Annotated in this window: 9 protein-coding genes and 3 tRNA genes; 5 read left to right on the plus strand and 7 right to left on the minus strand. The window is 43.2% G+C overall.

What is annotated here, in order from left to right; translation table 11 throughout:
- Positions 1–133: 133 nt before the first annotated feature.
- The 5 genes from ACRD6K_RS03460 (at position 134) to nspC (ending at position 6729) form a co-directional block, all read left to right on the plus strand.
- Entirely contained in the window at positions 134–1615 is a 1482-nt protein-coding gene (locus ACRD6K_RS03460; RefSeq protein ID WP_299577853.1) for an alpha-L-fucosidase, read from the plus strand.
- A 238-nt stretch (positions 1616–1853) separates the two neighbouring features.
- On the plus strand, positions 1854–2645 hold the full coding sequence (locus tag ACRD6K_RS03465; protein WP_430972094.1) for an EFR1 family ferrodoxin: 792 nt from the start codon (positions 1854–1856) through the stop codon (positions 2643–2645).
- A 480-nt stretch (positions 2646–3125) separates the two neighbouring features.
- Positions 3126–4886, plus strand: a complete 1761-nt coding sequence (locus ACRD6K_RS03470) for an arylsulfatase (RefSeq protein ID WP_430972095.1) — start codon at positions 3126–3128, stop codon at positions 4884–4886.
- Between the two features lie 73 nt (positions 4887–4959).
- Positions 4960–5397 carry a VanZ family protein gene (locus ACRD6K_RS03475; protein ID WP_430972096.1) on the plus strand — a complete coding sequence of 146 codons (438 nt, stop codon included), beginning with the start codon at positions 4960–4962 and terminating at the stop codon, positions 5395–5397.
- A 189-nt stretch (positions 5398–5586) separates the two neighbouring features.
- On the plus strand, positions 5587–6729 hold the full coding sequence (gene nspC, locus ACRD6K_RS03480) for a carboxynorspermidine decarboxylase (protein WP_430972097.1): 1143 nt from the start codon (positions 5587–5589) through the stop codon (positions 6727–6729).
- 86 nt (positions 6730–6815) lie between these two features.
- Here the strand turns inward: nspC and ACRD6K_RS03485 are convergent, their stop codons facing one another.
- From ACRD6K_RS03485 to ACRD6K_RS03515, 7 genes are all read right to left on the minus strand, one after another.
- Entirely contained in the window at positions 6816–8432 is a 1617-nt protein-coding gene (locus ACRD6K_RS03485) for an ABC-F family ATP-binding cassette domain-containing protein (protein ID WP_299577858.1), read from the minus strand.
- Positions 8433–8704: 272 nt separating this feature from the next.
- Entirely contained in the window at positions 8705–9559 is an 855-nt protein-coding gene (locus ACRD6K_RS03490; RefSeq protein ID WP_430972098.1) for a pirin family protein, read from the minus strand.
- Positions 9560–9704: 145 nt separating this feature from the next.
- Positions 9705–11234 (minus strand): SulP family inorganic anion transporter, encoded by a 1530-nt coding sequence (locus ACRD6K_RS03495; RefSeq protein WP_430972099.1) that lies wholly within the window; start codon positions 11232–11234, stop codon positions 9705–9707.
- 74 nt (positions 11235–11308) lie between these two features.
- On the minus strand, positions 11309–11437 hold the full coding sequence (locus tag ACRD6K_RS03500; RefSeq protein ID WP_430972100.1) for a hypothetical protein: 129 nt from the start codon (positions 11435–11437) through the stop codon (positions 11309–11311).
- A gap of 126 nt (positions 11438–11563) precedes the next feature.
- A tRNA-Asp gene (locus ACRD6K_RS03505) sits at positions 11564–11637 on the minus strand.
- A gap of 73 nt (positions 11638–11710) precedes the next feature.
- Positions 11711–11784 (minus strand) — tRNA-Asp (locus ACRD6K_RS03510).
- A 73-nt stretch (positions 11785–11857) separates the two neighbouring features.
- Positions 11858–11931 (minus strand) — tRNA-Asp (locus ACRD6K_RS03515).
- Positions 11932–11934 lie beyond the last annotated feature (3 nt).

The raw sequence follows: 11934 nt of genomic DNA on the forward strand, positions 1-11934 counted from the left end.
ACAACTTGCAGCCCCTATCGATTAATAGTTGAATACTCAAATTTTAAAATTCAGGACAGAGCAGCATAGCAAAATGACCTTTATTTTATACCTTGTCCGCCACTATTAATCAATTCATCTAACGATTTTCATTATGTCGAAATTCAGAAGCTTTTTAAAACGTTGTCAACAACTCTCATTAGGGGCTTTAATTGTCCTTACAACCAATGCTTTTGCCCAGGAAGAAAAACAAAAATACATCCCTGAAACAGATCCGCTGGTACTTCAAAAACTGGAAGAATGGCAGGATTTGAAGTTTGGGTTGATGATGCACTGGGGCACATACAGCCAGTGGGGTATCATCGAATCCTGGTCAATTTGTGGCGAGGATGAAGAATGGATCAAACGCTTTCGCAACAACGACAATTACGAAGAATACAAAAAGGACTATCACAATCTTCAAACGACCTTCAACCCCGTAAAATTCAACCCCAAGCGATGGGCGCAAAAGGCCAAACAAGCCGGAATGAAGTATGTGGTTTTCACCACCAAGCACCATGACGGCTTTGCCATGTATGACACCCAATATTCGGATTACAAAATCACAGATACTAAAACGCCTTTTCACACCAACCCCAAGGCCGATGTTACTCAGGAAATCTTCAAGGAATTTGGTGCCGAAGGATTTATGATTGGCGCCTATTTTTCAAAACCTGACTGGAATTCGCCTTATTTCTGGTGGCCGGAGAATGCCACAGCCGACCGCAACCCAAACTATAGCATTGCCCGCTATCCGGAACGCTGGGAAAACTTTGTTCAATACACCCACAACCAGATTGACGAGTTGATGACAAACTACGGGCCTATCGACATCCTTTGGCTTGATGGTGGCTGGGTGCAGCCTTATACCGAACAGCAATTGTGGGCCTACCGCTCAATGAAAGGCTTTAAGCAGTTCAACCTGCAGAGCCAGGACCTTCGGATGGGAGAAATTGCAGCCAAAGCACGAAAAAAACAACCGGGGTTGATTGTTGTTGACCGCGCAGTAGAAGGACCTCACCAGAATTACATTACTCCTGAGAACAAAGTTCCGGAAGAAGCTTTATTGGTGCCTTGGGAAACTTGCCTGACAGCCTCAGCAGATGGCTGGTCGTGGCGCGAAAGCCGGGAATATAAATCCATCAATCAGGTAATCCACACCATGGTCGATATTGTTTCAAAAGGAGGAAACCTCTTGCTAAATATTGCCCCAAACCCGGAAGGAGAATTTGATCCTGAAGCTTATGAATTGTTGGAACAAATTGGCCAATGGATGACCATCAACGGAGAGGCAATTTATAGTTCGCGCGCCATTGCTCCTTACAAAGAGGGCAAAGTAGCGCTGACCCAAAACCGGCACACCAAAGCCGTATATGCCATTTATCTGGCCGACGAGGATGAACCATCACTCCCTTCTAAAATCTGGATGTCCACCATTGCTCCTGCCAAACAGGCAACCATCAGCTTACTGGGCAGTAAAGAAAAGCTTAAATGGGAGAAAGTGGGCAAAGGTTTTGTGGTTGAAATCCCAGAATCAATCCGAAAGAAACAAACCCACAGCGAAGCCTGGGTATTAAAAATTGACAAAATTGAATAGCAGCATAACTAAAGAATCCCTTTGAAAATATACAGTTATACTGAGATGAGCTGAAAGAGATTTGATCTCAAAAGCTAAATAGAGAAATGACCGAAGAAAAGATCTTCGGTCATTTTTTAGTTACCAATCCGGCCAGGTCAACCCTGGCAGTTCATAATGGATCACTTCAAGGGAAACTATCCTTAAACCTACATAAGCAAGGAAAACGGTTAACTTTGGCAAAAAAATCAATTGTACAATGATAACCCAAATTCATACCCTCTTCTTTAGTCCAACCGGAACAACGGCTATAGTAGCCAAACAAATTACTGCAGGTCTGGACGTTCCCGCACTTACTTACAACTTAACCGCTCAAAAGGATCGCAACCAACACCGTAAACTCAGCTTTAACAGCGATGACTTGCTCTTGGTAGCTGTGCCGGTTTATGCGGGCCGTATTCCAGAATTTATGGAGGAGCTTTTTTCAACATTTGAAGGGCAGAATACCCCCGCTATTTTCACCGTTGTTTATGGTAACCGTGACTACGATGATGCACTGCTCGAACTGAAAGATCTCTTTGAAAGAAGGGGGTTTAAAGGTATTGCTGCGGGAGCTTTTATTGGCGAACATTCCTATACCGAAAAAGTGGCTACCAACCGGCCTGATGCTGAAGACCTAAGCGCGGCCTTTCAATTTGGACAAAAAATCAAAGCCACATTAGACGAGCTGCCTAAGCTCAAGAATCATCGGCTAACGGTAAAGGGAAACGTTCCCTACAAAGAACGAAAACCAATGCCCCTAATGACTCCGGAAACGAATGAAAAATGTACAGACTGTGGTGTTTGTGTTGAAATTTGTCCCATGGAAGCGATTGATCAAACAGACAACAGAACGATTCATGCTGAAAAATGCATTCGCTGTAACAGTTGTGTGAAGCACTGTCCGGAAAAGGCAAAATCATTCACACACCAAATCTTCATCGAATTTTCTGAGCGATTAATTCAGAATTGCAGCTCCGTGCGAAAAGAACCGGAATTGTTTTTTCTATAAGTCCGGTGTTGCTTTATTTTAAGCACTACTTCATACTGCTTAAAAATAATCTCTAAAGCAGTACGCAGTAGTTTTTTCTGGCGCCAACACTTAATTGGTAAGTTGCAAAATAATACTGCGCTTTCCGCTTCTGGAGGCTATTTCCAATTGGGAACTTCCGTCAAGCAATGCTATCAAATACGATTGATAGGCTCTGTAAGCAAGCCTAACTCTAAATGAGAGCCCCGGCGATACCCTTTAAAGCAGCTGGTAAAAAACGAACAACGTCAATTCGGGAACAGCAAAATTCGTTACCTTAGTAAATAGAAAAAACAACGAACACAATGCCAAAACGAAGTGCCCAACTACTTGTTGCTCTTAACACCAACAAAAATTCTTCACTTTCCGTTGAATTATCTCCCCATAGCAATCTAAAATGCTTTTGGAGCAGCTACCATGACATTCAAATAGCCAACAAGTAACCGTAAATAAAATCAAACGATGGAAATTACGAATTTTCTTTTAACCACATCCTTTTGTTTGTCCCTACTTCATACAGTTAGTATGGCTCAGGAGAATCCACAACCCAATATTATCCTAATCATAACCGATGATCAGGGATATGGCGACCTAGGCATCACCGGGAATCCTCACGTTAAAACGCCCGTAATTGATCAATTGGCTCAAGAAAGTATTTGCTTCAACAACTTTTATGTTTCCCCTGTATGTGCGCCAACCCGATCAAGTTTGATGACCGGACGCTATTCATTACGAACTGGTGTAAGAGATACTTATAATGGCGGAGCAATCATGGCATCAAGCGAGTTCACCATTGCTGAAATGCTGAAACAAGCCAATTATAAAACCGGGATATTTGGGAAGTGGCACTTGGGCGATAATTACCCCAGTCGACCAAGCGATCAAGGTTTTGATGAATCATTGATTCATCTTTCAGGAGGAATGGGACAAGTTGGTGATATTACCACTTACTTCAAAGGCGATAGAAGTTATTTCGACCCTGTGCTTTGGCACAACAATAAACAAGAAGCTTACGAAGGCTATTGCTCCGATATCTTTACAAAACAAGCCATCAATTTCATTGAACAAAACAAAGAATCACCTTTTTTCTGCTACCTATCTTTTAATGCACCACATACGCCTTTACAGGTTCCTGAAGCATATTACTTGCAATACAAAGACATTGATCCCTCTGCTAATTTTGAAGACGACAAACGGCCTTTTTTGCCAATGAGTGAGCAAAATAAGGAAGATGCCCGTAAAGTATATGCCATGGTCACCAACATCGATGATAATATTGGCAGGCTTCTGCAAAAACTGGATGACTTAGGTATTTCAGATAATACGCTAATTATTTTCATGACTGACAATGGGCCGCAGCAAAGAAGATATGTTGCTGGCATGCGAGGTCGTAAAGGCGATGTTTACCAAGGAGGCGTCCGAGTGCCGTTTTTCATTCGTTATCCTTCAATGTTTGAAAAAAACAAGGAGATTGAAACCATGGCCGCTCATATTGATATCTTGCCTACCCTGGCACAGCTATGCCAGGTTGATTTGCCTCCAGAAAAAGTTATTGATGGGAAAAGCCTGCTTCCCCTCATTATGGGTAACGAATCCAACTGGGAAGAAAGGCCTTTATTTTTTTACTGGACAAGACGCTACCCCGAGCCTTACTACAATATGGCCTTACGACAAGGAAATTACAAACTGGTTGGAAAAACAGGTTATAACGCCACCATTAACAATTTTGAGCTATTCAATCTTGAAGAAGATCCCTATGAGCAAAATAACATCATTGGGAAAAATGAAAGTATCGCAAAGCAACTTAAAACGGAACTTGACAAAACGTATCAAGAATTGATTCGCTCTGAGAACCTTCTAAACCAGCCACGAATTATTGTTGGAAGTGAACAAGAAAATCCAATAATCCTCAATCGGAATGATGCGTCGGGACAGCGGGGCATTTGGGCGCAGGAAGAAATATATGGCAAATGGAGAGTTAGCATCAAGCAAGGACATTATGATATAAAATTCAAATTTATTAAACCGGTTAAAGCCAATGGGAGGATGTACCTGGAAGCAAATACAATAGTCAAGCAAATGCACAATGAAAGGGAGGATACAGATATCATCGAGATGAAAAACGTCTTCCTTTCAGAAATGGATTACGATTTGATCCCATTTTACGCTATTGGTTCAAAAAACATATTCCCTTTTTGGGTTGAAATGAAAAAGATTGATTAAAACATGCTTTTCGATTTGCCGTACACCTGTTTTTATCGATTATACAATCATGTTGGAACGTTAAAATTGCGTCATGAAATCAAAGGATAATTACTTCATCGACTACGAAAAAATTAAGACCTTAGACACGCACCGAATTGCCTGTTTCATGGCTTTTTTGCTGGTCTTTGCAATTACTGAAATTGGACGTGAAATATACCGGCCATACATTTATGAAAACAACATCAATGATTTTGGACTGGCAGATTCTATTGGAAATTTAGGAGGAATAATCGTTCAAATATTTTTTGGGCTGGCCATCTTCAATCCACCTCAAAAGAAAGGGCTGCGACTAATTGCCTTTTTTACACTGGGATATATCCTTTATGAGATTGTGCAACCTATCCTTCCCAGAGGTGTTTTCGACTGGAAAGACATTCTCGGAACAATTGTTGGCGGAGCAATTGGAACTCTCTTATTTCTATTGATGCACAAAGTGATTCGAAGAAACAAGGTTTTTTATCGGTTCTAAGAATCAACAACCGAAGGCTCCTCCTGCCCGGATTTAAGCCGATGCTTCCAAAAGTTGGTCAGCCATTCTTACGCATTGGTATTTTTCCTTATTGCCCTAGTTTCTTTTTAAGTACTGTGCAATAAAAAGCCTTGAAGAATCCCCTAAAAAATTACTTATTTTACAGCCCATAACCATTGATTGTTTGACATGACTCAATTTAAAAATATACCCTCCCCATGCTTTGTGTTGGAAGAGCAGTTGCTTCGTCAAAACCTGAAGCTAATTCGCTCAGTTGCGGATGCTGCCGGCGTTGAAATTATCCTGGCATTCAAAGGGTTTGCCATGTGGAGCGCCTTTCCTGTAGTTAAAGAATACATTGCAGGAGCCACTGCCAGCTCGCTGAGTGAAGCCCGTTTGTGCCTTGAACACATGAACAGCCGGGCACACACGTATGCTCCGGTGTACGATCCGGCAGAGTTTACTGAGCTGATGAATTGCTCCAGCCACATCACCTTTAATTCGCTGAGCCAGTTGAAACGTTTTCAGCCTCAGTTGGCACAATCCGGACATAAAATTTCAGCCGGACTACGCATCAATCCCGAATTTTCGGAAGTAGAAACTGAACTGTATAACCCCTGTGCTCCAGGATCACGGCTGGGCGTAATTGCCGAACAATTGCCCGATCAGCTTCCGGAAGGACTGGAAGGACTGCACTTTCATACTTTGTGCGAATCGGGCCCCTATGATCTGCAAAAAACGCTGGCTGCCGTGGAAGAAAAATTTAGCAAATACCTGAAGCAAGTCAAATGGCTGAACATGGGCGGCGGACACCTGATGACCCGCAAGGATTACGACACCAAGCACTTAATTGAGCTACTAAAAGGCTTTAAAAGCCGCTACCCGCATCTGCATGTTATACTGGAACCCGGTAGCGCTTTTGCATGGGAAACCGGATTTTTGAAAGCTTCGGTGCTCGATGTAGTTGAAAATAAAGGCATCCAAACGGCCATGCTTAATGTTTCGTTTGCCGCACACATGCCCGATTGCCTGGAGATGCCTTACCAACCGCGAATTCGCCACGCCAGCTTTGGTCCGGTAGGCAACAAGCCCACCTATCGCATGGGAGGCAACAGCTGCCTGAGTGGCGACTATATGGGCTACTGGTCTTTTGATCAGGAACTGCAGGTTGGCGATTCCATTCTGTTTGAAGATATGATTCACTACACCATGGTGAAAACAACTTTTTTCAATGGCGTGCAACACCCATCCATCGGAATTATCCGGGAAAATGGCGAATTTGAATTGATACGCCAGTTCGGCTATGACGACTATAAAAATAAGCTGAGCTAATTATAGAAAATCATTAGCTCCACCTTAACAAGAAGCATACAAAAAAGCCCCGCAATTGCGAGGCTTTTTTGTAATCCCGAAGGATTTTATTTCTTGTACATTTCGGCTCTTCTCTCTTTGATTTCTTCGCTGGTAATGTAATCATCGTATTCCATTTGCTTATCGATGATTCCGTTTGGAGTCAATTCAATGATCCGGTTACACACCGTATGAATGAACTCGTGGTCATGCGACGACATCAGGATATTTCCTTTAAACTGAGTCAAACGGTTATTAAATGCCTGAATCGATTCCAGGTCAAGGTGGTTGGTTGGCGTATCCAACATCATCAGGTTGGCATTGGCCAGCATCATGCGGGCAATCATACAACGCATCTTCTCACCTCCCGACAACACTTTGGTATTTTTAAAGATCTCTTCGCCTGAGAACAACATTTTGCCCAAATAACCGCGTAAGTACTGCTCGCTGGTGTCAGAACTGTATTGGCCTAACCAGTCCACTAAGGATAAATCTTTCTCAAAGAATTGCGAGTTATCCAAAGGCAAATACGCTTTAGTAATGGTTACTCCCCAGTCAAAGTCTCCAGTATCTGGTTGGTCATTGCCATTCAGAATTTCAAAAATGGCAGTCATCGCACGCGGGTCACGCGAAAGGAACACGATCTTTTCGTCTTTCTCCACCACAAAGCTCACATCTTTAAAAAGCACATCGCCTCCCAAAGATTTGCTCAAATTACGCACTTCCAAGATGGTATTTCCAGGCTCGCGTTCGGGTGTAAAGATAATGCCGGGGTACTTTCGGGTAGAAGGTTTAATTTCATCCACGTTTAGCTTTTCCAACATCTTTTTACGGCTGGTCGTTTGTTTCGACTTCGCCACGTTAGCTGAGAAGCGGGCAATAAATTCCTGCAACTCTTTCTTCTTCTCTTCTGCTTTCTTATTCTGTGCAGCCTGCTGTCTTAAGGCCAACTGACTTGATTCGTACCAGAAGCTGTAGTTCCCGGCAAACAACTGCACTTTTCCAAAGTCAATATCGACAGTATGTGTACAAATAGCATCCAAAAAGTGACGGTCGTGAGAAACCACCAATACTGTTTGGTCAATATTCGACAGGTAATTTTCCAGCCACGAAACAGTGTCCAAATCCAGATCATTGGTAGGCTCATCCAGCAACAGGTTGTCGGGTTTGCCAAACAAAGCCTGCGCCAGCAACACTTTCACCTTCTCTTTACCACTCAACTCCTTCATCAACTTGTAATGAAGTGATTCATCAATGCCCAGTCCACTCAGTAAGCTGGCGGCATCGCTTTCAGCATTCCAGCCATCCATTTCGGCAAATTGATCTTCCAGCTCAGAAGCTTTCATGCCATCTTCTTCCGTAAAATCCTCCTTCATGTAAAGCTGATCCTTCTCCTCCTTGATACGCCAAAGCTTCTCATGTCCCATCATCACGGTGTCCAACACGGGCACATCATCAAATTCCTGGTGATCCTGCTTAAGTACTGAAAGGCGCTCTCCGGAAGCAATGCTCACATGTCCGAATGTCGGATCCTGAGCTCCGTAAAGCATTTTTAAGAAGGTTGATTTTCCGGCGCCGTTAGCCCCGATTATGCCATAGCAGTTGCCAGCGGTAAATTTCAGGTTTACATCCTGAAACAAAACACGCTTACCAAATTGAATTCCTAAGTTTGATACTGTAATCATTGATACTATCCTCGTTTTCTGTTAAGAGCCCGCAAAAGTACACTTTAAAACAAGAGTATAGCCATGCCGGACAGGAACTTGATAGTAATTTAACCTTGTGAAGAATTGCACCTTCCTGAAAAACTCTGATAATGTTACCATTAGCCTATCACTATGTAATCCGCAAACCTTCCTCCTTATCCCAATAGGCCCTCCATTCGCGCGGAAATACAGGCTTTTCCGGCCGCGATCACAGCTTGGTACGACTTAGCAAAAGTCAATTTTCAGATGTCTTAATGCACCCAGCGTCCAAACTTCCCATTTTGGTAATCTTCATAGGCCTGCTCGATTTCCTCGCGGGTATTCATCACAAACGGCCCTTGCGAAACAACCGGCTCATTTAATGGAGGCGCATATCCCAGCAACAGGACACTTGCTTTGTTCGCCACAAGCTTTAACTGCTGTCCCTCCCTTTCAAACTCCACCAGGCTTCTTTCCTGAATTACCTGCCCATTCACATTCAATTCACCTTGGATAAGGTAGAAAAAGATGTTGTTGGACTCTGGAATGACCATCTGCCAATGACCACCAGACTTGAAGTTGATGGTAGCCAACTGCGCGCCAATCCCGGAGTGAAAGGGACCTTGCTTTCCATGCCATTCCCCGGAAACCAAATTTACCTGAACACGACCTTCATCCAGTTTCACCGTTGGAATGGCTTCTTTGTGCAATCCCTTGTAGAATGGTTCATTCATTTTCGATTGTGCCGGCAAATTAATCCATAGCTGCAATATTTCAAGCGGCCCACCTTTTCGCTTAAACTCATCAGACGAAACTTCTGCATGAATTAAACCGCGACCAGCCGTCATCCATTGCACCCCACCAGCTTCAATCACGCTTTTACCGCCACTACTATCAAAATGAGCAATATCGCCTTCCAAAATGAACGTAACCGTTTCCATGCCCCGATGTGGATGTGGGCCAAAAGGCAAACCTGAATTATTCGGAGCATAGGTTTGTGGCCCATGATGATTCAAAAACAAAAACGGATCGAGGTAATTGATGGAAGGTGTTGGGATAGCCCGGTAAGTCACCAGGTCCTGAATAGGCTCATAAACGGGTTGATGAATCTTTTTTATGCTTTTCATAAGCGTGTTTTCAGTATTGTTAAACAAGTAATTTCAACAAATACAACAAGTACATCCTGCATGATGTTTACAAGGCTACAAAAACACAAAAGCGGATTTAACTATCCGTCAAATCCGCTTTGCATACTATTGAACGAGGTTCAGGCTAAATTTTGTCTACCGCAACTTTATAGGTTGGATCTTCAATGATATTGACATCAATGATCTCATTGGCATTGTGAAGCAACTGCCGGCAGTCGGGACTCAGGTGCTTCAGGTGCAACTTCTTCCCTACCTTCAGGTATCGTTCAGTCAATTTATTCAGTGCTTCAATCCCCGACATATCTACCACCCGACTTTCAGCAAAGTCAATAATCACTTCTTCGGGATCATTCAATACATCAAATTTCTCGTTGAAAACAGTTACTGAACCAAAAAACAAGGGCCCGTAAATTTCGTAATGTTTAATGCCGTTTTGATCAATGTGCTTTCGGGCCCGAATTCGTTTGGCGTTGTCCCAAGCGAAAACCAGCGCTGAAATAACCACACCAATCACAACAGCCAAAGCCAGGTTGTGTAAGAAAATCGTAACCAAGGTAACCAGCACCATGACAAAAATGTCGGATTTGGGCATGCGGTTAAAGGTTTTCAGGCTGGCCCACTCAAAGGTCCCAACGGCTACCATAATCATCAGTCCGGTTAATGCTGCCATCGGCATTTTTTCAATCAGGCCCGAACCAAACATGATAAACACCAAAAGCATGACAGCAGCCACAATACCAGACAAACGGGCACGGGCTCCGGAAGATATATTAATCAAACTTTGCCCGATCATAGCACATCCTCCCATTCCGGAGAAAAATCCAGACAAGATATTGGCTGTTCCCTGGGCTACCGCTTCCTTATTGCCACGCCCACGGGTCTCTGTAATTTCGTCCACAATATTCAAAGTCAACAAGCTCTCAATCAAGCCTACACCAGCCATAATTGCGGCATAGGGAAAAATAAGCACAAAAGACTCCCAGGTAAAAGGAACTGCGGGAATATGAAAAGGTGGAAAACCGCCGTTGATAGAAGCAATGTCCCCTACGGTTCGGGTGTCGATTCCCCAGTAGCTTACCAAGCCAAAAATCACCAAAATAGCCGTTAATGAAGCAGGTACAGCTTTGGTAATTTTAGGCAATCCCCAAATGATGAGCATGGTAAGTAACACCAAGCCCAGTAAAATATAAAGAGGCTGGCCAGTCAGCCAACTTCCCGAACCATCTTTAAACTGATCCAGCTGTGCCATAAAAATGATGATGGCCAAGCCGTTGACAAAACCAAAAATAACCGGATGAGGAACTAAACGCATCAGTTTTCCTAACTTCAATACACCGGCCAATACCTGAATCAATCCCGCCAGGATTACTGTGGCAAAAATATATTCGGGACCATGCGACAAAGCCAAGGCAGCAATAACCACAGCCACTGCTCCGGTTGCACCGGAAATCATGCCTGGGCGTCCACCCAAGATAGAAGTTACCAAGCCCATGACAAAAGCGGCATAAAGACCTGTCAGAGGTGACAAGCCTGCAATCATGGCAAATGCGATGGCTTCGGGCACCAAGGCCAGTGCCACGGTCAATCCTGAAAGAATCTCCGTTTTGTAATCAACTTGTTGTTTTAAATCAAATAAATTAAAAATCTTCCTCATCAAAATTATTTTTAAATGGATCAATTATTTACCAAACCTTTGCCTGGCAAAATGGCTACTATTTTTTTTGGTGATTATTCTTTCCGGTTGATGGCGATCCATCGGTATGGAAACAGGTTTTCAATTTTTAGTTCGGGGCGGCAAAAATAGACGATCAGGTCAGATGTACAAATTTTTAAGCCAAACTGATCCCCTCTCTGCATTGAAACTTGACATTAAATTGATGTTGGAAAGGGATTTGAAGGTTCGCTAAGCTGAATCAGTCATATAAACATAACACACACTCCAAAACACAAAAAAAGCCACTCATTGCTGAGCAGCTTTTTGTGCGGTGACGACGAGACTCGAACTCGCGACCCTCGGCGTGACAGGCCGATATTCTAACCAACTGAACTACGCCACCTTGTTTTTCAGCCTGAACAAAACGAATCTATTCAAACTAAATACGATAATAAATTATTTAAAGAACTTTTGTGCGGTGACGACGAGACTCGAACTCGCGACCCTCGGCGTGACAGGCCGATATTCTAACCAACTGAACTACGCCACCTTGTTTTTCAGCCTGAACAAAACGAATCTATTCAAACTAAATACGATAATAAATTATTTAAAGAACTTTTGTGCGGTGACGACGAGACTCGAACTCGCGACCCTCGGCGTGACAGGCCGATATTCTAACCAACTGAACTACGCCACCATT

Source organism: Sunxiuqinia rutila (assembly GCF_050589705.1).
In the GTDB taxonomy this organism is placed as follows: domain Bacteria; phylum Bacteroidota; class Bacteroidia; order Bacteroidales; family Prolixibacteraceae; genus Sunxiuqinia; species Sunxiuqinia rutila.